A 21,514-nucleotide genomic window follows, 5' to 3' on the forward strand; every position below is an offset into this window, starting at 1 on the left:
ATTAGGGTGGGTGCATGACCGAACAACTTGACCATCGCCTCAGTGACGTCCAACTCGCAGCCGCGCTGGTGCGCAACGCCGGCGGGCTCGCCCTTCGCATGCGCCAGCGCGGGCTCCAGGAGCTGCGGGACACTGCTGCCCAAAAGTCATCGGTGTCCGACGTCGTGACCTCCGCCGACCTGGCCGCTGAAAGTTACGTCGTGGAACAGTTGCGCCGCTGCCGCCCGGAGGATTCCATCCTGGGGGAGGAGGGCGCCGGCTACACGGGCACCTCGGGGCGAATCTGGGTGATCGACCCGGTGGATGGCACGTATAACTTCTACAGCGGTTCCACCTACTGGTGCTCGGCCCTGGCGCTGACAGACGCGGCAGGGGTCTGGCCTGCCGGGCCGGACAGCCTGACGGACGCCGCGGTTCTGCTCGGGGCCATCTACCAGCCCCAGGAAGAGAAGTTGTGGCTGGGGGGAACCTTGCAGGCCGCCACCCTGAACGGCAAACCCATCGTCGTGGATCCGTGCCAACACGTGGGCCAGCTGTCCGCTGGAACCTACATCCACCCCAAGTGGCTCGGGGATCCGCAGGCGGGAGGTCCATGGCAGCGGGCCGCCCAACTGCCGGCTGCGCTTCGCATGCTCGGCTCCGGCTCCTGCGACCTGGGCCGGGTGGCGCAAGGTGAGCTCGGAATGTGGTTCCAACACAGTGCCCCCTCCTGGGACTGGCTCCCCGGGAAAGGGATCGTACATGCGGCGGGAGGGGACACCGCGGTGGTGCGGGTCAACGGGCTCGACTGGTTTGTGGCCGGGCCGGCCGTGGCCGTCGCCGAACTCAAGGCGGCGTTAGCAGCCGGGGCACTGTAGTGCGGATATGCACAAGCACCGCGGGTTCAGCGCACAGTGTCAGTGAGGCCAACTAGACTGGGAGTCACCATGGATATGTTGTTTGACCCTTACGCCAAAAAGCCCAAAGCTGCAGATCAAGGGGCCCTGCCCGGCCTCCACGGAAGCCTCCACGCCGAGCTTCCGGCCTGGATGCCGTCGGAAGATCCCGGTGCGGACGCACCCGAATCCGCAGAGCCCGCCTCCGGCGAGCCCGAATACCTTCGCGCCACCAGCGGCCTCGGGGCCGCCTCTGCTCCGACACACGGCACCAGCCGTTGGCCGGACCCGGCCGAGCTCCTGGAGGGCATGAACCCGGAGCAGGAAGCCGCCGTGGTCCATGCTGGCTCGCCGTTGCTCATTGTGGCAGGGGCAGGCTCGGGCAAGACCCGCGTGCTCAGCCACAGGATCGCGTACCTGCTGGCCACCGGCCGGGCCCACCCCGGCCAGATACTGGCCATCACCTTCACTAACAAGGCCGCGGCGGAAATGCGTGAGCGCATCACGGCGCTCATCGGCGAACCCGCCAAGACCATGTGGATCTCCACCTTCCACTCCTCCTGTGTGCGGATCCTGCGCCGCGAGGCCAAGACCATCGGGCTGAACACCAACTTTTCCATCTATGACTCCGCCGACTCCCTACGGCTGATCACCTTGATCTCCAAGGGCTTGTCGCTGGATCCGAAGAAGTTCGCGCCCAAGGCGATCATGCACAAGATCTCGGCGCTGAAGAACGAGCTCATCGACGCCGACGAGAACTCCGCCAACACCAACTTCCAGGACCCCTTCGCGGCCGCCGTGGCGGAGGTCTACTCCGGCTACACCCAGCGCCTACGCCAGGCCAACGCCATGGACTTTGACGACCTCATCGCCCAGACCGTGTACATGTTCCGGGCCTTCCCCGGCGTTGCCGACGCCTACCGCCGCCGTTTCCGGCACGTGTTGGTGGACGAGTACCAGGACACCAACCACGCCCAGTACGCGCTAGTGCGCGAGATTGTGGGCGAGGAGGGACCGGTATCCGGGGGGCCCAGCTCGACCTCCGGGTGGGAGAGCATTGAGCCGGCCGAGCTGACAGTGGTGGGCGACTCCGACCAGTCCATCTACGCCTTCCGCGGGGCCGACATCCGCAACATCGTTGAGTTCGAAAAGGACTATCCCAGCGCCGACACCATCAAGCTGGAGCAGAATTACCGCTCCACCCAGAACATCCTCTCCGCCGCCAACGCCGTGATCTCGCGCAACCCCAACCGCCGTGAAAAGCGTCTGTGGACCGCAGAGGGTGACGGTGAGAAGATCGTTGGCTACGTTGCCGAATCCGAGCATGAGGAAGCCCGGTTCATCGCCGAGGAGATTGACAGGCTCCAAGACGAGACCGACATCCGCCCCGGCGACGTCGCCATCTTCTACCGCACCAATGCCCAGTCCCGCGCCATCGAGGACATCCTGGTCCGTGTGGGCCTGCCCTACCGGGTGGTGGGCGGCACCCGCTTCTATGAGCGCAAGGAAATCAAGGATGCGCTGGCCTACTTGCGCGCCCTGGTGAACCCGGATGACGACGTGAACTTGCGCAGGATCCTCAACGAACCCAAGCGCGGGATTGGCGACCGGGCCGAAGGGGCCGTGGCGGCGCTGGCCGAGCGCGAACGCATCTCCTTCTCCGCGGCGCTGGCCCGTGCCGAAGAGGCACCGGGCATCGCCTCCCGCTCACTGAACATGGTCAATGCCTTCGCCAAGATGATGGCGGACTTGGGCGAGGTGGCCGCCACTTCGGGGCCTGCAACTGCCCTTGAGGCCGTGCTGGAACAATCTGGCTACCTGGAGGCGTTGCGCACCTCAAACGATCCCCAGGACGAGTCGCGGGTGGAGAACCTGGCCGAGCTTCTCGCCGTCGTGCGTGAATTTGAGAAGGACAATCCCGAGGGGAAGCTGGGGGAGTTTCTGGAACAGGTCTCCCTCGTAGCCGACGCCGACCAGATCCCCGACGCCCCCGGCGGATCCGAAGCCGAAGCTGCCGCCGCCGTCGCGGAGGCCAAACGCCTTGGCGTGGTGACGCTGATGACCCTGCACACGGCCAAGGGGCTGGAGTTCCCCGTGGTGTTCCTGACGGGCATGGAACACGGCATCTTCCCGCATTCACGCTCCGCCACGGACCCCAAGGAGCTCGCCGAGGAACGCCGCCTGGCCTATGTGGGCCTGACCCGTGCGCGCAAACGCCTGTACCTGACGCGCTCGGAGGTGCGCAGCCTGTGGGGGCAGAGCCAGTACAACCCCGCCAGCCAGTTCATCGACGAGGTCCCCGCGGAACTGATCGAATGGAAGCGTGAGGGGACCTCCCGCGTGGCCCCCACGGGTGGGGGCGGGTTCGGCACCAGCCGGTACTCCGGGTCCTCCTGGGGAGCAGGGTCCGCAGTGGGCGGGCTCGACGCCGGCCAGCTTCCCGCCAGCCTCTCCGCCAGGACCGCGGCGGGCCGGGTCCAGCCGCAAAAGGAAGTCATCTCCGTGGTGGTCGGGGACAGGGTCAACCACACCTCCTTCGGGGATGGTACCGTCACCGCCGTGCAAGGCGCCGGGGACAAGACCGTGGCTACCGTGCAGTTCAGCATCGGCGAGAAACGGCTGCTGCTGCGCTATGCGCCCGTCACCAAGTTGGAACCTTGATCCGGCACCGCGGGGCGCTGGCCGCCGCAGCCATGGCCTGCGTGCTGGCCCTGACGGGTTGCGTGAGCGTGCCCATCAAGGACGGAGCCCCGGCACCGGCCGGGGAAGAGGCTGCGCACTTGAGCTATCTGGACAGGCTCAAGGCCACACCGGTGGGCGTGCCAACGGAGGCGGTCAGCAGCACTGAATTGCCGCAATTTGTCAGTGATTCACGCAATGTGGCCTGCGTTTTCACCACGTCCAAGGCCGGGCACCTGAACCAGCCCTGGGAGCCCAACAACTTCGGCGACAGCGCCAACGCGACGGCGCCGGCCATCCCGGTTGTCAATTGCCGGATGGCTGTCTATCCGCAGCCCCGGGCCGGCGATGTTGTGGACAATTGCGCCGGGACCAACATTGGCTACCTGGGCGGCACGGCACTGTTATACCCCGACAAGGTGGTTTACGGCGGGTGCCGGGCCGGTGTCACCGCAGTGGAGGCGTCCGTGGTGTCGAAGGACGCCTCCAACCAGTTCGCTGGCGGCTTCCCTGTGCTGGCTCCAGGCACAGCCATGGAAGCACAGGGATATCGTTGCGCGCCGATGGACACCGGTGTGGCGTGCGCGAACCTGACCGCCGGTATTGGCTTCTTTCTGGCCGCAAACACCTACGAACTCTTCGGGCCGGGGCCAGCACCCTTGCCGGGCGCCACCACCCCAGCCACAGCCCCGGTGCGATGACCGCACGGCCCAGGTGCCGTGCGTCGTGCGCCCAAGTGCGCCAATTGTGAGACGAATAACCACCAGAGACGGTGGTGTAAGGGCGGAATATGTGCTTTACCACTAACGCGGTAATGTGTAAAAAGGGGTTTCGGCCCCCTTGATCACTACTTCGACGTAGAAGGACACAAATCCGTGGACCTGTTTGAATACCAGGCGCGCGACATGTTTGAGGCTCACGGCGTTCCCGTGTTGGCCGGCATCGTGGCGCACACCCCTGAAGAAGCAAAGGCAGCAGCCGAGAAAATTGGCGGCGTCACCGTCGTCAAGGCACAGGTAAAGGTCGGTGGCCGCGGCAAGGCCGGCGGCGTCAAGGTGGCAAAAAATGCTGATGAAGCATTCGCGCACGCCTCCGCCATCCTCGGCATGGACATCAAGGGCCACACCGTCAACACGGTCATGATTGCCCAGGGTGCAGACATTGCGCAGGAGTTCTACTTCTCCGTTTTGCTGGACCGGGCGAACCGCAACTACTTGGCCATGTGCTCGGTGGAAGGCGGCGTCGAGATCGAGGTGCTTGCAGTCGAGCGCCCCGAGGCCCTGGCCCGGATCGCCGTTGATCCTGCCGTGGGCATCGACGCGGCCAAGGCCGACGAGATCGTTGCCACAGCAGGCTTCAGTGCCGAATTGGCCCCGAAGGTTGCCGCTGCGATCATCAAGCTGTGGGACGTCTTCGTCAAGGAAGACGCCACCCTCGTTGAGGTCAACCCGTTGGTCCTCACCGGCGCCGGCGACATCGTCGCCCTTGACGGTAAGGTTTCTCTGGATGAGAACGCCGACTTCCGCCACCCGCACCACCTCGAGCTCGAGGACGCGGCAGCAGCTGACCCGTTGGAGGCCAAAGCCAAGGCTGCGGACCTGAACTACGTCAAGCTCGACGGTGAAGTTGGCGTCATCGGCAACGGCGCAGGCCTGGTCATGTCCACATTGGATGTTGTGGCCTACGCCGGGGAAAACCACGGCGGCGTCAAGCCCGCCAACTTCCTGGACATCGGCGGTGGAGCATCCGCAGAGGTCATGGCCGCTGGTCTGGACGTCATCCTCAACGACCCCCAGGTCAAGAGCGTCTTTGTTAACGTCTTCGGCGGCATCACCGCCTGTGACGCTGTCGCCAAGGGCATTGTTGGCGCGCTGGCCGAACTTGGTGCAGCAGCGAACAAGCCGCTCGTGGTCCGCCTCGATGGCAACAACGTTGAAGAAGGCCGCCGCATCCTCAACGAAGCCAACCACCCGTTGGTCACCCTGGCCGCCACGATGGACGAGGGCGCCGACAAGGCTGCCGAGCTCGCCCACGCTGCAAAGTAGAGGTTTAGAAAACACATGTCTATTTTCTTGAACAAGGACTCTAAGGTCATCGTCCAGGGCATCACCGGCGGCGAAGGCACCAAGCACACCGCCCTGATGCTCAAGGCCGGTACTCAGATTGTTGGCGGCGTGAACGCACGCAAGGCCGGCACCACGGTTGTCCACGGCGACGTTGAACTCCCCGTTTTCGGTACCGTTGCAGAAGCTGTTGCCGAGACCGGTGCAGATGTCTCCATCGTGTTCGTCCCCCCGGCTTTCACCAAGGACGCCGTCGTCGAGGCCATCGAAGCCGGCGTTCCGCTGGTTGTTGTCATCACTGAGGGTGTGCCGGTCCAGGACTCTGCCGAGTTCTGGGCACTGGCTCAGTCCAAGGTTGACGCTTCCGGAAACCAGGTTACCCGCATCATCGGGCCGAACTGCCCCGGCATCATTACCCCCGGCGAGGCACTGGTTGGCATCACGCCGAACAACATCACCCAGAAGGGCCCCATCGGCTTGGTTTCCAAGTCCGGCACCCTGACCTACCAGATGATGTACGAGCTGCGCGATTTGGGCTTCTCCACCGCGATCGGCATCGGTGGCGACCCCGTCATCGGCACCACGCACATCGACGCACTTGCTGCATTCGAAGCGGACCCCGAGACCAAGGCCATTGTCATGATCGGTGAAATCGGTGGCGACGCTGAAGAACGCGCGGCCGAGTACATCAAGGCCCACGTCACCAAGCCGGTTGTTGGCTACGTGGCAGGCTTCACCGCTCCCGAGGGCAAGACCATGGGCCACGCCGGCGCCATTGTCTCCGGCTCCGCGGGCACGGCTCAGGCCAAGAAGGAAGCCCTCGAGGCTGCCGGTGTCAAGGTTGGCAAAACGCCGTCCGAGACCGCAACGCTGCTGCGCGAAGTTTACGCAGCCCTGTAGAGATTTCTTGCTCCACGCGAAAGCGCGGCCGCCGCACCAGTTTCCCTGGTGGGGCGCCCGCGCTTGCGCGTTTAACGCAAACGGCAAAGTACGACGGCGCGCCACTCGCCTGAGCCGGGCAGCACCTTCAAGGCCCGCGGGGTGGATGGTAACGCTCTGTGCCCAGGACATGACCAAAGTAGGCGCAGACCTCGGACACGGTCGCCTCCTGCGTGTGGATGCGACCCCGCCAAGGGTTGAAGCCAATGCCGGCGCTCCCGTCTGGCAAACGAACTCTACCCCTCCAGGAAGGAATCATCATGTGGCATGACTACGGACTAACCTGGGGCGACGCCAGCCGGGTGGTGCTCTCCGCCATTGCGCTTTATGCCCTCGTGCTCATGCTAATCAGGCTCATGGGACAGCGTACGATGGCGAGCCTTTCCAGTTTCGACCTTGCCGCAGCAGTGGCGCTGGGCGCCGTCGTTGGACGCGCAATCCTTGGCTACACACCCACCCTCACGGCCGGTGTGCTGGGCCTGGTCACGTTGCTGGTGCTGCAGGCACTCACTGGGCAGCTGCGCCGCTTCCCCAGGATTGTCACGATCGTCAACAACAGGGCATATCTGCTCATGGCCGGGAGTGAGATTGTGGCGGCGAACCTCAGGAGAACCCACGTCTCCGAGGATGAAATCAGCGCCAGGCTGCGTCTGGCCGGCATCCGGAGCCGCAAGGAAATTGCCTGCGTTATCCTCGAGGCGACGGGGGAGATCAGCGTGTTGCGCATCGGCGTGGCCATTGAACTTGAGCTTCTGGAGAATGTGAAGGGAGCGGAGCTGATTCCCGCGTCGTACCTGGCCTTGCGCGGGGACTGACCTGACGGTCAGGAAGTAGCAGCACCTCCGCAGCGGGCGGATCCAGTGTGCTGCCGGGAACCCGGTGCAGGTGGGAGTTACGCTTCCGGCGACACCATGGGCAGCCCCTCAGCCGCCCAGCCACTCATACCGCCTGCAAGAGTGTCCGCGTTGAAGCCCAACTCGGTCAGAGCCTGCGCAACACGGGTGCTGCGACCGCCCCCATGGCACACGGCAATGATGCGGCGGGACTTATCCAGCTCGCCAACGCGCGCCAGGACGTCACCTGCCGGAATGTGCACGGCATCCTCGATCATGCCCGTGGAAAGTTCGCGGGCCTCGCGCACGTCAATGATCTGGACATCCATGTCCGCGGCCAAGACGTCGGCGGTGGTGATTTCTTGCACGGGGGCTCCTGGAGGGTAGTTGCTGGCCAATCGAAGTACTCTCTCACAGTATCGGCAATCCGCGCGTCGCCGGGGTCGATAGGCTGGGGACGTGAACGCACCCCTGGCTCCGCGCGCCCGAACCGTCGATATTGAGGACGTTGCGCGTTTCGACGTGCTCCTGGCGGAAGGGGCAAAATCCATGCATGGGTGGCATTTTCAGGCCGTGGATCTTCGGCGGCGTTCGCAGGAGTTAGGCCGGCTCAAGGCAAGCGGTGCCATTTTCATGGGCTGCCTCTTCGAACCGGGAATCGAGGGCCTGCTACGGTCGCGCGGGGCCCTGATCTTCCCCACCCTGCCCAACATCCCCTTCAACGCCTACCGAGGGCACCTGTACACGGGCGCGGAACTCTACGCCGGCATTGGCGACACGGAATATGAAGCGGTGCCCGATGCCCAGATTTATCAGTGGACCTTGCAGGCGGGGGCCAGCCGCGCACTCAATGCCACGCTCGCCACGGCCATGCACGACCACGCCATCTCGGACGCCCTCGATGACTTCCTTACGGAGTCCGAGGCGGCCGGAACACTGGTTGTGGGGGTCATGGGAGGCCACGCAGGCGCACGCGACAGTGCCGACTATGCGCAGGCCGCACAGTTGGGCCGGACCCTGGCCCGCCAGGGGTTCATGGTTGCCACAGGGGGTGGCCCGGGCGCCATGGAGGCGGCAAACCTGGGCGCCTACCTTTCCCTGTACGACGACGCCGCCCTGGACAGTGCGCTGGGCACCTTGGCTGCCGTCCCCGGCTTCCGGCCCTCGATCACCAGGTGGGCGCGTGCCGCGGCAGCCGTGCTGAGCCAGTTTCCGGCGGGGGCCTCCACCCTTGGCATCCCCACCTGGTTTTACGGCCATGAGCCGCCCAATATGTTTGCCACCCACACGGCCAAGTACTTTGCGAACTCCATCAGGGAAGCCGTGTTGCTTGAGCGGTCCACCGGCGGGACCATCTTTATGCCGGGCGCAGCCGGAACGGTGCAGGAGATCTTCCAGGACGCGTGTGAGAACTACTATGCGGCGGACACGGCCGTCACACCCATGGTCCTTGTGGGCCGCCGGCACTGGGAAAGCGAGCTGCCGGTGCGGCCCTTGCTTCAAGCGTTGGCGGGCGGGCGGACCATGGCCGGGCACGTGCACGTGGTCGATTCCATCGAAGAGGCGTGCGCGCTGTTGGCGAAATGAAAGCTGGCCGACTTAAGGCGGGACTAAACTCCGCCGAGCCGGTTGGTGATTTGTTGGGCGGTCCGTGCACAGGCCTCGCCCAGGGTCGCCAGCCGTTCCGGGGAGACCCGGAACCGGGGCGCCGGGATCAGCACCGCCGCCACCAGATTGCCTCGGTGGTCGCGGACGGGCGCGGCAACACCCACCTCGTCCAGCGAGGATTCACCGTAGTTGGTGGCGAAGCCCCGTGATTCGGCATCCTTGAGCCGGAGCAGGTAAGCCTCCATGCTGGCCTCGTCCACGCCGGCATAGGTGATGGTGCCGTTGAGGATTAAGGCGCGCACGCGTTCTTCTGACTCGGCTGCGAGGAACACCTGCACGGAGGCGCTCATGGCGTCGTGGTAGCGGGCGCCCAACGGGGTGGTGTGCTTGACCTGCTGGGGGCTGGCAATTTGTTCCACACACATGGACTCGCCGCCGTGCCAGACCATCAGGGCACTGGTTTCCGTTGTCAGTTCGGTCAAGCGGAGCAGCAGGGGATAGGCCACGCGCCGTTCCTCCAGTTCGGCCAGCAGGGGGCCGGCCACGGCGATCAGTCCCAGTCCTAGCTTGAACCGGCGCGAGTCCGGATCTCGCTCCACCAGGTCCTCCTGCTCCAAAGTGGTCAGGATTCGGGACACGCTACTCTTGTGCATGCCGACGCGCTGGGCGATCTCGGTCACGCCCAGCAGCGGTTCCTCTGCCGAAAAGCAGCGCAGCACGGCGATGGCGTTGACAATCACCGAGGTGCCGCGGGATTCGGAGTTGCCGTTGCCGGCGTCGGCCTTGGCTGCGGGAGTCATCATGATCCCCATCTTTCCCTATTCTTGCGGACGTTAAACACATTCGCGGCGCCACCGTGAGTTCGTGGCGCCGCGAAAGGGTTGTTAGGCGTTGATGATGTTGTTTTCGGGGCCGAAGCCGAATTTGGTGATATTTTCGGCGCCGTCCTCGCCCACCACGAGGATGTCGTGCTCGCGGTATCCGCCGGCGCCGGGCTGCCCGTCCAGGACGGTGATCATCGGTTCCATGGAGACCACCATGCCCGGTTCCAGGACGGTGTTGATGTCCTCGCGCAGCTCCAGCCCGGCTTCGCGGCCGTAGTAGTGGGAGAGGACTCCGAAGGAGTGGCCGTAGCCGAAGGTGCGGTTGGCGAGCAGGCCGCGGTCGATGTAAATCTCATTGAGTTCGGCGGCGATGTCTTTGCAGACGGCGCCGGGCTTGATCAGTTCCAGGCCGCGGCGGTGGACTTCGACGTTGACGTTCCACAGTTCCAGGGAGCGGGCGTCGGGCTCGCCAAGGAATAAGGTGCGTTCCAGTGCGGTGTAGTAGCCGCTGGTCATCGGGAAGCAGTTTAGCGAGAGGATGTCGTGTTCTTGGAGTTTGCGGGTGGTGGCCCAGTTGTGGGCTCCGTCGGTGTTGATTCCGGACTGGAACCAGACCCAGGTGTCGCGGATTTCCGAGTCGGGGAAGGTCCGGGCGATCTCGTGGACCATGGCTTCGGTGCCGATCAGGGCCACCTCGTATTCGGTGATGCCTGCGGTGATGGCGGCCTTGATGGCTTCCCCGCCAAGGTCCCCGATGCGGGCGCCGTGCTTGATGACAACAATTTCCTCGGCGGATTTGATCATGCGCTGGCGCATGGCGTCCTGTGCCACGTCAACTAGCGTGGCGCCGTCGAACGCTGCCTGGAGCTTGTTGCGGTTGTCCAGTGGCAGGGTGTCGTCCTCAACACCGAGGCGCCGGACCGTGACGCCGCGGGTGCGCAGGGCTTCCTGGATGGCGAAGATGTAGTTGTCCCGGCGCCAGTCCGTGTAGACAATATTGTCCCCGTAGCCGCGGCGCCAGGGCATGCCGGCGTCGATGTTCGCGGTGACGGTGACTGTGTCGTCCTGGGTGACCACCATGGCGTAGGAGCGGCCAAAGTAGGTGAACAGGAAGTCGGAGTAGTACTTGATGCCGTGGAAGCTGGTCAGGACGACGGCGTCGAGGTCCTTCGCTGCCATGATCTTGCGCAGTCCGGCAATGCGTCGCTCCATCTCGGCGTCGGTGAATGTCAGCTGCACCTTCTGGCCGTTATGCAGCACTTTCAGGCGCTCCAACTCAGAAACGGAGGTGGCGTTTTCGGGGGTGATGATGCTCATGGTGACTCCTTGTTGATATTGCGTATGTAAATTCGAGGGAATGGTGGGGCTGTCAGTGCTTCAAGGGGGCCTTAGAGGTTTCCTTGGCCAGTGACACAGCGATCAGGGATACGACGGCGGCACCCATCAAGTACCAGCCTGGGGCCAGGTCGGAGCCGCTGAGCGAGATGAGCAGTGTCGAGGCGAACAGTGCGGTGCCGCCAAAGAGAGCGTTGGTCAGGTTGAAGCTCACGGCAAATCCGCTGTAACGGACCTTGGTGGGGAACAGCTCGGCCAGGAAGCTGGGGAGTGTTCCGTCGTTGAGGGTCAGCATGGCGCCCAGCAGGATCTGGACCATGATGATGATCAAGAAGTTGCCCGTGCCCAGGAGCATGAACGCCGGCACCGTCAGCACCACGAACAGGATCGAGGCCGTGATCAGGACGCGTTTGCGGCCGAACCGGTCCGAGGCCATGCCGGTCAGGAAGATGAAGCCGATGTAGGTGGCCAGGGCAACCGTGGTGGCGATGAAGGACAGGGAGGCATCTAGGCCCACAACCTCGCTGAGGTAGGTGGGCATGTAGCTGAGGACCACGTAGAAGCCCACGGCGTTCAGGACCACGGCGCCGACGGCGATCAGCAGCGGGCGCCAGTGTTCCCGGAACAAGGACAACACCGGCGCCTTGATGGCTTCGTCTTCCTTCTCCAGGGCCAGGAATGCCGGGGTGTCCTCGAGCTTGACGCGGATGTAGCGGCCGATCAGGCCCATCGGTGCCGCGAGCAGGAAGGGGAGCCGCCATCCCCAGGAGTTCAGCTGGTCCGTGGACATGGACACGGACAGCAGCAGGGCAATCAGGGAGCCCAACAGCAGTCCGGCCGCCGTGCTGGCAGGGACCACGGCGGCGTAAAGGCCACGCCGGTTCGCCGGGGCATACTCCACCAGAAACGCGGAGGCACCGGCATATTCGCCGGCCGCCGAGAAGCCCTGGACCACGCGGACCAACAGCAGCAGGATCGGTGCCCAGATGCCGATCAGGCCGTAGCTGGGGATCAAGGCAATGGCAAAGGTCGCCGCGGACATGATCAGGATCGACAGGGACAGGGCGTTCTTTCGGCCCACCTTGTCGCCGATGTGCCCCCAGATGAAGCCGCCGAGGGGACGGACAAAGAAGGAGATGGCGAACAGGCCAAACGTCAGCAGTAGTGCCGTCTGTTTGTCCGCTTCGGGGAAGAATACGTGGGAGATGGTGACAGCCAGGTAGCCGTAGACGGCATAGTCGAACCACTCAACAAAGTTCCCAATGAAACTCGCGCCAACCACGCGGCGCAGGGTGCTCTTGGAAACACCCCTGCCGTCATTGGGTGTGGGCTGGCCGCTCAGACTTGTCTGCTCCGGAATGGGAGGCATCGTTGCCGTCCGGCCGGTGCTGGAGGGTTCGTGATTTGTCATTAGGTCCACCAAAAGTGTTTGAGGTTGCGTTCAGCGCAACACTGTTGCACTAGACTATGTGTGGGCCGGGTCACTGTCAAGGGTCTTAGTGGCCAGCATTTTCTTCCTCGTCAAGGCAAAGGCGTCACTGCGGGAATTTATCCGCAGTGACGCCTTTGTTGCATTCCGTGCAATTGAGTTGAACAGGCGAAGCATGGCTCCTAGGCGGGCACGCCTGCCGGTTTACGGGTCAGCTCGGCGGCCAGGTCTTGGGCCAGGTCCTCAACTACCTGTTCGTACAGCAGGATGCCCTTGTTCGCACTGGAACCGGCCGCAGACGACAAGCAGCCCGTTGCGGGTGTCCTCTCCGGCACCACCGGGAGGCGGTCGAAACGCGGCAGCATCGCTGCCGGACCGTCCACCAGCCGGTCCAAGGCGACCCTGGCCGGTTCCAAGTGAAGCATGAGTGAAGTTTCCAACACCCCGCCATGCTCGATGTCCCAACCCGGGAAACCATCCGGGTAGACAAGAGCGAGCGTGTCCTGGCTGACAAAGTCCCAATAGGACAGCAGTAACACGCTCTGTTGCGCCCCAGACCCGATCCCCAGATCTTCCAGAGCCAGATCGATCCCCTCATACAGGAACTGGTAGTTCTCAAAGTGTCCGTTGATAAAGACCACGTGCCGGACGCCCTGATTGAGGAAGGACTTGACTAGATTACGCGCCACACCGATTAGTGAGGCGCCATCCAGGCTGGTAGTTCCGGAGAGGTGATTTCCGCCCCCGGACTTCTGCTGTGACTTGTACCCGTAGGCTATGGGCTGCGCAACAAGTGCACCCAGCCGCGTGGCGACGGCCTCGGCGAATCGCGAGGACAAGATGGTGTCCGTCCCCAGCGGCAGGTGCGACCCATGCTGTTCCAGCGACCCGACGGGGATCAGGACAATCGCGTCCCCGGATGCAAGGACTTCACGGTAGGCGAAGGCGTCCATGTCTTCCAGAAATACTGATTTGTCCATAGTGATGATTCTCCTCATTGCGTGCGGCTTACAAGGTAGTGGGCTGCGGCGACCGGGCGGCCGCCGCGAAAGGGTTGTTAGGCGTTGATGATGTTGTTTTCGGGGCCGAAGCCGAATTTGGTGATATTTTCGGCGCCGTCCTCGCCCACCACGAGGATGTCGTGCTCGCGGTATCCGCCGGCGCCGGGCTGCCCGTCCAGGACGGTGATCATCGGTTCCATGGAGACCACCATGCCCGGTTCCAGGACGGTGTTGATGTCCTCGCGCAGCTCCAGCCCGGCTTCGCGGCCGTAGTAGTGGGAGAGGACTCCGAAGGAGTGGCCGTAGCCGAAGGTGCGGTTGGCGAGCAGGCCGCGGTCGATGTAAATCTCATTGAGTTCGGCGGCGATGTCTTTGCAGACGGCGCCGGGCTTGATCAGTTCCAGGCCGCGGCGGTGGACTTCGACGTTGACGTTCCACAGTTCCAGGGAGCGGGCGTCGGGCTCGCCAAGGAATAAGGTGCGTTCCAGTGCGGTGTAGTAGCCGCTGGTCATCGGGAAGCAGTTTAGCGAGAGGATGTCGTGTTCTTGGAGTTTGCGGGTGGTGGCCCAGTTGTGGGCTCCGTCGGTGTTGATTCCGGACTGGAACCAGACCCAGGTGTCGCGGATTTCCGAGTCGGGGAAGGTCCGGGCGATCTCGTGGACCATGGCTTCGGTGCCGATCAGGGCCACCTCGTATTCGGTGATGCCTGCGGTGATGGCGGCCTTGATGGCTTCCCCGCCAAGGTCCCCGATGCGGGCGCCGTGCTTGATGACAACAATTTCCTCGGCGGATTTGATCATGCGCTGGCGCATGGCGTCCTGTGCCACGTCAACTAGCGTGGCGCCGTCGAACGCTGCCTGGAGCTTGTTGCGGTTGTCCAGTGGCAGGGTGTCGTCCTCAACACCGAGGCGCCGGACCGTGACGCCGCGGGTGCGCAGGGCTTCCTGGATGGCGAAGATGTAGTTGTCCCGGCGCCAGTCCGTGTAGACAATATTGTCCCCGTAGCCGCGGCGCCAGGGCATGCCGGCGTCGATGTTCGCGGTGACGGTGACTGTGTCGTCCTGGGTGACCACCATGGCGTAGGAGCGGCCAAAGTAGGTGAACAGGAAGTCGGAGTAGTACTTGATGCCGTGGAAGCTGGTCAGGACGACGGCGTCGAGGTCCTTCGCTGCCATGATCTTGCGCAGTCCGGCAATGCGTCGCTCCATCTCGGCGTCGGTGAATGTCAGCTGCACCTTCTGGCCGTTATGCAGCACTTTCAGGCGCTCCAACTCAGAAACGGAGGTGGCGGCGGAGGAGATGTCGATGGTCATGGGATGTTCCTTATGCGTGTGGTGGTGAAATATTGGGGGGGGTGCTATGCGATGTGAGCTGGCTCCACGCGCTTTTCCTCAGTGGCGTCGCCGTGTTCTGCCAGCACGTCGTCTTCATTGAGACCACCGCGGATGCCGAGGGGTACGCCAGCCTTGATGCGCTTGCGGAACCGTGGGTATCCGAGGGCGAAGTAGAGGCCGGCTGAAGTGACTGTGCCGGCCAGCCAGGAGAGGTCGATTCCACCCATGGCCGTTGCGATGGGTCCCTGAAGTGCCGGAATCCCGCCGTACATGAACATCCAGGTCATGAGGATTCCAACAAAGAAGGCTATGAAAGCGATCGGATTAAAGTTCTTAAGGGACGTGGACTTCGGATCCAGGAACAGGTACGAGTAGTCCTTGTGGTGCCGTTCAAAGATGAAATAGTGGACTGCCATGATGCCGCCCCAAGTTGCCACCCAGGCCACAATGGTGCCCAGCCATGTATCGAGGATCGTCGCGAAGTCCTCCGCGAACATGAAGAAGATGACGGCAATCATGGATAGGATTCCCACCAGGATGGAGAGCTTGCGGCGGGAGAGCTTCACATCCAGGGCCTGGAAGGCGACACCGAAGGTGTACAGGTTGATGATATTGGTCGCAATGGGGCCGTGGATCACGAGCAGGATGACCGGGATGGCCATAGTGCCAAAGTTGGAGACAATCAGTTCCCCTGGATCGGCCGAACCGTTTTTGGTTGCGAGGCTGGCGCCAAGGATACCCAGCCAGACGACCGGCAGGAACTGGCCCAAGACGCTGACCAGGAAAAGCTTGGCCGGTTTGACCTTACGGCTGACAAACCGGGAATAATCAGGGGCGTAAGTGAACCAACCGATTCCCCAGCCAATGCCGATCACGGTCATAATCGCGGACATGGCGGCGATGCGCGGCATGCCCTCCAAAACGTGGCCGGCCGGTCCCGCGTAGCCCCAGTTAATGTCAAGGTGCGTCCACGCGATGATGGACATCGCGACCAGAACGATAACGGTTGGTGGCATGGTGATGCGTTCAAACTTGGCGATGGCACGATAGCCTCGGTAACAGATGGCCACCTGGACTGTCATGATGACGGCGGCGACGGCGATGCGAACCAGCAGGTTGCGCTGGCTGGGGTCAACCCACCCGATCATGCCGAACAAGGCCATGACAAGGTCCAGGATGACCCACGTGTTCACAGCTGACCAGCCAATGGCTATGGTTGCCTGGATGGCGGCCGGGAGATATGCGCCGCGCCGGCCAAAGGCCCCGCGGGCCAGCAGCATGCCCGTAGCTCCGGTCCGCTGGCCCAGGATCACGAAGAATCCGAAGCCCGCCATGCCGATGGCGTTTCCGACGATCAGCACGATAAGGGTGTCGCGCAGGCCAAGTCCAAGTTGGATTCCCAGAGCTCCGAGGATCCAGTTGATCGGGGCAACGTTGGCGCCTGCCCAGATCCAGAACTGACCGGAGAGTTTGGTGGTTCGCAACGATTCGGGGATGGGTTGCAGGACGTCTTCAACCTCGACAATCGTAGTTTCCTGCGACCGTCGGCTAACTTTGCTCATGCAAATCTCGATTCACTTCGTCGTGATTGGTTTGGAAGATTGCTTTAGCCTATTAGTGATCTGACGCACATGACATATACATTTTGATTACACTAATCGCAGATGTTGCGACAGTATGTCTCCAATTAATGGCAGGATAATCATGATCACACTCGCAGAAGTCCTTGCTTCCACGGCCATGTCGGAGGCAGACCCCATACTGCGCGGGAATGTTCCCGGTACGTTACGGCGCATTGTCCGGTGGGTGCATTCAAGCGAAGTGCTTGAGATTGCCCCGCTTCTGCGAGGAGGGGAGTTGCTGCTCTCCGGCGGCGCGGCGTTGCTGGCTCTTCCCCCGCAGGAGCAGGACCTGTATATCCGCAGCCTGGCGGGCCGGAATATCGCGGCTCTGGCCCTGCAGACTGCCGGTCAGGGTGCACCTCTGTCTGCCCGGCTCATAGCGGCGGCAGACAGCTATGGACTGCCCGTGATCGAGTTGCGCTCGGTAGCGCCGTTCGTTGACATTGCCGAGGCAGTGAACCGCCTTGTGGTCAATGAGCAGGCGGCTGCCCATCAGGTGGTCGACGAGGTCTCCCGCCGCATTGCACGCCAGATCACCGACAGGGGCCCGCACCTGCCGTCCATCCTTGAAATGGTTGCCACGGCCTTGGTGGCTGAGGTGTCGATGGCCGCTTCTGACGGTCTGCCCATGGGCCATGCAGGCAGCGCCATCGCAGGGGACGGGTCAACAGTGGTGACCGGCATTGTGGTTGGCGGACAGCTGGCCGCCGAACTGACTCTCCGTTCCCTGTCGGCAGACCCGTTTTTGTTGGAGCTGGCAGCCGATCGACTCTCGGGAATTCTGGCACTGGCCCTAGCGCAGGCTTTTCGCCCCACGCCCGCACAAGTAGCCAATGCGCGGCTGATGGAGGCCGTGATCGAGGGTGTCGGTGTCGGAAACGTCGAGCGGCTTTGGCTGGCAGCCGAGTTGCTGCCGGGCCAGGCGGCGGTCATGGCCATCTTTCGGGCCTCAGGCAGGGAGGCCAACTTCTCCGCCGTCGAAAGAGTCCTCCGTGCCGGGGGAGGGAAAATCAAGTCGCATTTGTGGGACGGGGACCTGGCCGTGCTGTTCGCCTTGCCCCGAAGCAAGACGCGGAAGTCACGTGAAGCTCTGCTCCATGCGGCGCGGGAGGCCCTGCGCGGCACTGACACCTGCGCGGCTTTCGGGCCGACCGTGGACGACGGTTTCCGCGCTCACGAGTCCTATGTGGAGGCGCAGGAAACCATGGGACTCGGAATGCCTGCCGCGGGCGAGGTGCTCGACGCCATTGAATTTTTGGGCCGGCGAATCGTGAGGGCGGTGCCCGACTCGGGCTTTCTGGAGTTGTATGTACGCGCGTGCATCGGGGAGGTATTGGACTGGGACCGTAAGCACGGCACGGCCCTGCTTGCAAGCCTGCTGTGCTGGCTGGAATCGGGGTGCAACACGACGGCGTCCGCCGTCACCTTGAACGTTGAGCGGCAGACCATGCACAAGCGGTTGAACAAGATCCGGGACCTGCTGGGCGGGGATCCGCGCACCTCGGGCAGGCTGTTTGCCATCCACGTCGCTGCGGCGGCGGCCGCATACGCCGCACTTGCTCCGACTATTTCCAGGCGAGCTATTCACTAGCTACAGCACGCTGCGGATGGTCTTTTCAAAGCTGGTCACGTGCTCCAACGCCAGCCTGCCGGCCAGTTCGGCGTCGCCGTCGGCGATTGCATTGAGCAACTCGACGTGTTCAATGATATGTCCGGCCACTGACGGAATTTTGTCCAACACCAGGCACCAGATGCGAGTCGCCAGGTTGTCGTACCGGATAAGCACGTCCTCCAAGTGCGGATTCGCGGCGGCCGCATAGATCTGCCGGTGCACCATGATGTCATATCGCATGAGCGAGAGCTGGTCCGTGCCGCCGGGGCCTGAACCTGCAATGTCGGCAGCCAGTTCCCGCAGTCGGCTTCGCATCTCCAGTGTGGCGGTCTGCGCCGCTCTCCGGGCCGCCAGTGGCTCCAGGAGTTCGCGGATCTCGGAAATATCTGCCAGTTCCGTGATGTCGACTCGGGTCGCAAATGTTCCCCGTCGCGGATAGGAGACCACCAAATGGTCGCTTTCCAGCCGCTTGAGCGCCTCGCGTACCGGGGTGCGCCCAATCCCGAGCTTCGTCGCCAGGGCCGAGTCGTTAATGGCATCGCCCGGTCGGATCTCCAACATGATCAGCTGGTCGCGCAGGTGCCGGTAGGCCTGCTCTGACAACGGCAGCCCCGCTTGGGCGGCTGCCTCGTCTTTCACTGCAAGACTCATCGGTGGCTCCTCCTTGGGTTCTGGATGGCGTCGCCTCAACTGGCTGGCGGCACCGTGTTTGAACGACGCCCTTGACGCCGAGTGATCTACAACATATTATTGCACTCAATCTAATATATCAGTCATGTATTAGTTGACTAGTAGTTGTTGACTACTAAAGACTTGCAAAGGAGCAACCCATGGTAGACGTGCTTACAGACACCCTTTCCAGCGTAGACGCCGAAGTCGACGCGGCCATCACAGCCGAACTTCTGCGCCAGCAATCAACGCTGGAAATGATCGCCTCCGAGAACTTTGCCCCCACCGCTGTCATGGAAGCCCAAGGCTCGGTGCTGACCAACAAGTATGCCGAGGGCCTCCCGGGTAAGCGCTACTACGGCGGCTGCGAGCACGTTGACGTGATTGAGCAGCTGGCCATCGACCGGGTCAAGGCCCTGTTCGGTGCCGAGGCCGCCAACGTCCAGCCGCACTCCGGCGCACAGGCCAACGCCGCCGCCATGTTCGCGCTGCTGGATCCGGGCGACACCATCATGGGCTTGGATCTGGCCCACGGCGGGCACCTGACCCACGGCATGCGCATCAACTTCTCCGGCAAGCTGTACAACGTGGTCCCGTATCATGTGCGCGAATCCGATATGACAGTGGACATGGCCGAGGTTCAGGCGCTGGCACTGGAACACCGGCCCAAGCTGATCGTGGCCGGCTGGTCCGCCTACACCCGCCAGCTCGACTTTGCCGAGTTCCGCCGCATTGCGGACTTGGTTGGCGCCTACTTGATGGTGGATATGGCCCACTTTGCCGGCCTCGTGGCAGCCGGACTGCACCCAAGCCCGGTGCCGTACGCCGACGTCGTTACCACCACCACGCACAAGACCCTGGGCGGCCCGCGCGGCGGCGTCATCCTCAGCAAGGAATCCCTGGCACGGAAGATCAACTCCGCCGTGTTCCCCGGTCAACAGGGCGGCCCCCTGGAGCACGTCATCGCGGCCAAGGCCGTGTCGTTCAAGATCGCGGCCACGGATGCTTTCAAGGAGCGTCAGGAACGCACCCTGGCAGGTGCCAAGATCCTGGCTGCGCGCCTGCTGGAGGCGGACGTCGCCGAGTACGGGATCTCCGTGGTGGGTGGCGGCACCGACGTTCACCTGGTTCTTGTGGACCTGCGTAACTCCGAGCTTGACGGCCAGCAGGGTGAGGACCGTCTGCACCGGATCGGTATCACCGTCAACCGCAACGCCGTCCCGTTCGATCCCCGACCCCCGATGGTCTCTTCCGGGCTGCGGATCGGCACCCCGGCTCTGGCAACCCGCGGATTCGCAGCTGCAGAGTTCACCGAGGTTGCCGACATCATCGCCGAGGCTATCAAGGGCGAGCTCAGCGAAGAGGCCGCTGTGCTACTCCGGGACAGGGTCACCGTCCTGGCCGAGAAATTCCCGCTCTACCCGAACCTGTCCGCCGAGACCCTCTTGAATGGAGTTGCCCCGTGAGCACCGAACAACTGCCCGAACACCCGGAATTCCTGTGGCGCAACCCGGATCCGAAGAAGTCATACGACGCCGTGATCGTTGGTGGCGGCGGCCATGGACTGGCTACGGCATACTTTCTGGCCAAGAACCATGGCATGACGAACATCGCCATCTTGGAAAAGGGCTGGCTGGCCGGTGGCAACATGGCCCGCAACACCACCATCATCCGCTCCAACTACCTGTGGGATGAGAGTGCAGCCATCTACGAGCACTCCCTGAAACTGTGGGAGATTCTGCCAGAGGAACTCGACTACGATTTCCTTTTCAGCCAGCGCGGGGTCATGAACCTGGCCCACACGCTCGGTGACGTGCGTGAAAGTATGCGCCGTGTGGGCGCCAACCAGCTGAACGGGGTCGACGCCGAGTGGCTGGACCCGAAGCAGGTGAAAGAGCTGTGCCCCATACTGAACATCAACGACAACATCCGTTACCCCGTGATGGGCGCCACCTACCAGCCCCGGGCCGGTATCGCCAAACACGACCACGTGGCTTGGGCGTTTGCGCGCAAGTGCGATGAGCTGGGCGTGGACATCATCCAGAACTGTGAGGTCACCGGCTTCATCAAGGACGGCAATCGCGTCACCGGCGTCAAGACCAGCCGCGGCACCATCAACACCGAAAAGGTGGGGCTCTGCGCCGCGGGCCACAGCTCGGTGCTGGCCGAGATGGCAGGCTTCCGCCTCCCCATCCAGTCACACCCGTTGCAGGCACTGGTCTCGGAACTGCACGAACCGGTGCACCCCACAGTGGTCATGTCCAACCACGTGCACGTCTACGTCTCCCAGGCCCACAAGGGTGAACTGGTGATGGGGGCCGGCGTCGACTCCTACAACGGCTATGGCCAGCGTGGTTCTTTCCATGTCATCGAGGAACAGATGGCGGCCGCAGTGGAACTTTTCCCCATCTTTGCCCGCGCCCACGTGCTGCGCACCTGGGGTGGGATCGTGGACACCACCATGGACGCCTCGCCCATTGTGGGCCTGAGCCCGGTGGAGAACATGTATGTTAACTGCGGCTGGGGGACCGGCGGGTTCAAGGGCACGCCCGCCGCCGGACTGACCTTTGCCCACACCATCGCCACCGGCGCCCCGCACACGCTGAACAAGCCGTTTTCCATGGAACGCTTTGAAACCGGCGCCCTCATCGACGAGCACGGCGCCGCAGCCGTGGCCCACTAGTACCGGCC

General features: G+C 63.2%; 18 protein-coding genes. 10 read left to right on the forward strand and 8 right to left on the reverse strand.

Annotated elements, in window-relative coordinates; all coding sequences use genetic code 11:
* Window positions 1–14 precede the first annotated feature (14 nt).
* The 6 genes from AOC05_RS01715 to AOC05_RS01740 all read left to right on the forward strand — a co-directional run bounded on the left by AOC05_RS01715 (window position 15) and on the right by AOC05_RS01740 (window position 7,371).
* Window positions 15–857: an inositol monophosphatase family protein gene (locus AOC05_RS01715; RefSeq protein WP_062005133.1), complete on the forward strand. Its 843-nt coding sequence runs from the start codon at window positions 15–17 to the stop codon at window positions 855–857.
* Window positions 858–932: 75 nt separating this feature from the next.
* A complete protein-coding gene (gene pcrA, locus AOC05_RS01720; protein ID WP_420480386.1) occupies window positions 933–3,536 on the forward strand; it encodes a DNA helicase PcrA in 2,604 nt (867 codons plus the stop codon).
* Entirely contained in the window at window positions 3,533–4,255 is a 723-nt protein-coding gene (locus AOC05_RS01725) for a hypothetical protein (RefSeq protein WP_062005136.1), read from the forward strand. The genes pcrA and AOC05_RS01725 overlap by 4 nt, the downstream gene beginning before the upstream one ends.
* Before the next feature lie 174 nt (window positions 4,256–4,429).
* Window positions 4,430–5,599, forward strand: coding sequence for an ADP-forming succinate--CoA ligase subunit beta (gene sucC, locus AOC05_RS01730; protein WP_062005138.1), 1,170 nt, complete (start codon window positions 4,430–4,432; stop codon window positions 5,597–5,599).
* Window positions 5,600–5,614: 15 nt separating this feature from the next.
* Window positions 5,615–6,517 (forward strand): succinate--CoA ligase subunit alpha, encoded by a 903-nt coding sequence (sucD, locus tag AOC05_RS01735; RefSeq protein WP_062005140.1) that lies wholly within the window; start codon window positions 5,615–5,617, stop codon window positions 6,515–6,517.
* Between the two features lie 299 nt (window positions 6,518–6,816).
* Window positions 6,817–7,371, forward strand: a complete 555-nt coding sequence (locus AOC05_RS01740) for a DUF421 domain-containing protein (RefSeq protein ID WP_062005146.1) — start codon at window positions 6,817–6,819, stop codon at window positions 7,369–7,371.
* A 77-nt stretch (window positions 7,372–7,448) separates the two neighbouring features.
* On the opposite strand, the gene AOC05_RS01745 is transcribed toward AOC05_RS01740, so the two are convergent.
* Window positions 7,449–7,757 carry a rhodanese-like domain-containing protein gene (locus AOC05_RS01745; protein ID WP_395939438.1) on the reverse strand — a complete coding sequence of 103 codons (309 nt, stop codon included), beginning with the start codon at window positions 7,755–7,757 and terminating at the stop codon, window positions 7,449–7,451.
* Between the two features lie 91 nt (window positions 7,758–7,848).
* Here AOC05_RS01745 and AOC05_RS01750 point away from each other — a divergent pair, with 91 nt between their 5' ends.
* Window positions 7,849–8,976 carry an LOG family protein gene (locus tag AOC05_RS01750; protein ID WP_062005149.1) on the forward strand — a complete coding sequence of 376 codons (1,128 nt, stop codon included), beginning with the start codon at window positions 7,849–7,851 and terminating at the stop codon, window positions 8,974–8,976.
* 23 nt (window positions 8,977–8,999) lie between these two features.
* Here AOC05_RS01750 and AOC05_RS01755 read toward each other — a convergent pair whose 3' ends face one another.
* The 6 genes from AOC05_RS01755 to AOC05_RS01780 form a co-directional block, all read right to left on the reverse strand.
* Window positions 9,000–9,797 carry an IclR family transcriptional regulator gene (locus AOC05_RS01755; protein ID WP_082358098.1) on the reverse strand — a complete coding sequence of 266 codons (798 nt, stop codon included), beginning with the start codon at window positions 9,795–9,797 and terminating at the stop codon, window positions 9,000–9,002.
* 84 nt (window positions 9,798–9,881) lie between these two features.
* Window positions 9,882–11,138 carry an aminopeptidase P family protein gene (locus AOC05_RS01760; protein ID WP_062005153.1) on the reverse strand — a complete coding sequence of 419 codons (1,257 nt, stop codon included), beginning with the start codon at window positions 11,136–11,138 and terminating at the stop codon, window positions 9,882–9,884.
* A 52-nt stretch (window positions 11,139–11,190) separates the two neighbouring features.
* On the reverse strand, window positions 11,191–12,525 hold the full coding sequence (locus AOC05_RS01765) for an MFS transporter (RefSeq protein WP_395939440.1): 1,335 nt from the start codon (window positions 12,523–12,525) through the stop codon (window positions 11,191–11,193).
* Between the two features lie 242 nt (window positions 12,526–12,767).
* The gene (locus tag AOC05_RS01770) at window positions 12,768–13,565 is read right to left on the reverse strand and encodes a creatininase (protein ID WP_186758987.1); all 798 of its coding nucleotides are present in this window, start codon (window positions 13,563–13,565) and stop codon (window positions 12,768–12,770) included.
* 77 nt (window positions 13,566–13,642) lie between these two features.
* Window positions 13,643–14,899: an aminopeptidase P family protein gene (locus tag AOC05_RS01775; RefSeq protein ID WP_062005161.1), complete on the reverse strand. Its 1,257-nt coding sequence runs from the start codon at window positions 14,897–14,899 to the stop codon at window positions 13,643–13,645.
* Window positions 14,900–14,943: 44 nt separating this feature from the next.
* Window positions 14,944–16,482 carry a purine-cytosine permease family protein gene (locus tag AOC05_RS01780; RefSeq protein WP_062005163.1) on the reverse strand — a complete coding sequence of 513 codons (1,539 nt, stop codon included), beginning with the start codon at window positions 16,480–16,482 and terminating at the stop codon, window positions 14,944–14,946.
* Window positions 16,483–16,624: 142 nt separating this feature from the next.
* On the opposite strand from AOC05_RS01780, the gene AOC05_RS01785 reads away from it, so the two are divergent.
* Window positions 16,625–18,133 (forward strand): PucR family transcriptional regulator, encoded by a 1,509-nt coding sequence (locus AOC05_RS01785; RefSeq protein WP_062005165.1) that lies wholly within the window; start codon window positions 16,625–16,627, stop codon window positions 18,131–18,133.
* Here AOC05_RS01785 and AOC05_RS01790 read toward each other — a convergent pair whose 3' ends face one another.
* Window positions 18,134–18,805 carry a GntR family transcriptional regulator gene (locus AOC05_RS01790; RefSeq protein ID WP_062005167.1) on the reverse strand — a complete coding sequence of 224 codons (672 nt, stop codon included), beginning with the start codon at window positions 18,803–18,805 and terminating at the stop codon, window positions 18,134–18,136.
* 179 nt (window positions 18,806–18,984) lie between these two features.
* On the opposite strand from AOC05_RS01790, the gene glyA reads away from it, so the two are divergent.
* Entirely contained in the window at window positions 18,985–20,289 is a 1,305-nt protein-coding gene (gene glyA, locus AOC05_RS01795) for a serine hydroxymethyltransferase (protein ID WP_062005170.1), read from the forward strand.
* Entirely contained in the window at window positions 20,286–21,506 is a 1,221-nt protein-coding gene (locus AOC05_RS01800; protein WP_062005172.1) for a sarcosine oxidase subunit beta family protein, read from the forward strand. The genes glyA and AOC05_RS01800 overlap by 4 nt, the downstream gene beginning before the upstream one ends.
* Window positions 21,507–21,514: the final 8 nt, after the last annotated feature.

Origin of the sequence: Arthrobacter alpinus, from assembly GCF_001294625.1 — a bacterium.
GTDB classification, from domain to species: Bacteria; Actinomycetota; Actinomycetes; order Actinomycetales; family Micrococcaceae; genus Specibacter; species Specibacter alpinus_A.

Bases quoted from the DNA above. Each gene is read 5' to 3' on its own strand.
- AOC05_RS01715 (WP_062005133.1), top strand. From the start codon at position 15: ATGACCGAACAACTTGACCATCGCCTCAGTGACGTCCAACTCGCAGCC.
- pcrA (WP_420480386.1), top strand. From the start codon at position 933: ATGTTGTTTGACCCTTACGCCAAAAAGCCCAAAGCTGCAGATCAAGGG.
- sucD (WP_062005140.1), top strand. From the start codon at position 5,615: ATGTCTATTTTCTTGAACAAGGACTCTAAGGTCATCGTCCAGGGCATC.
- AOC05_RS01740 (WP_062005146.1), top strand. From the start codon at position 6,817: ATGTGGCATGACTACGGACTAACCTGGGGCGACGCCAGCCGGGTGGTG.
- AOC05_RS01755 (WP_082358098.1), bottom strand. From the start codon at position 9,797: ATGACTCCCGCAGCCAAGGCCGACGCCGGCAACGGCAACTCCGAATCC.
- AOC05_RS01760 (WP_062005153.1), bottom strand. From the start codon at position 11,138: ATGAGCATCATCACCCCCGAAAACGCCACCTCCGTTTCTGAGTTGGAG.
- AOC05_RS01765 (WP_395939440.1), bottom strand. From the start codon at position 12,525: ATGCCTCCCATTCCGGAGCAGACAAGTCTGAGCGGCCAGCCCACACCC.
- AOC05_RS01770 (WP_186758987.1), bottom strand. From the start codon at position 13,565: ATGGACAAATCAGTATTTCTGGAAGACATGGACGCCTTCGCCTACCGT.
- AOC05_RS01775 (WP_062005161.1), bottom strand. From the start codon at position 14,899: ATGACCATCGACATCTCCTCCGCCGCCACCTCCGTTTCTGAGTTGGAG.
- AOC05_RS01780 (WP_062005163.1), bottom strand. From the start codon at position 16,482: ATGAGCAAAGTTAGCCGACGGTCGCAGGAAACTACGATTGTCGAGGTT.
- AOC05_RS01785 (WP_062005165.1), top strand. From the start codon at position 16,625: ATGATCACACTCGCAGAAGTCCTTGCTTCCACGGCCATGTCGGAGGCA.
- AOC05_RS01790 (WP_062005167.1), bottom strand. From the start codon at position 18,805: ATGAGTCTTGCAGTGAAAGACGAGGCAGCCGCCCAAGCGGGGCTGCCG.
- glyA (WP_062005170.1), top strand. From the start codon at position 18,985: ATGGTAGACGTGCTTACAGACACCCTTTCCAGCGTAGACGCCGAAGTC.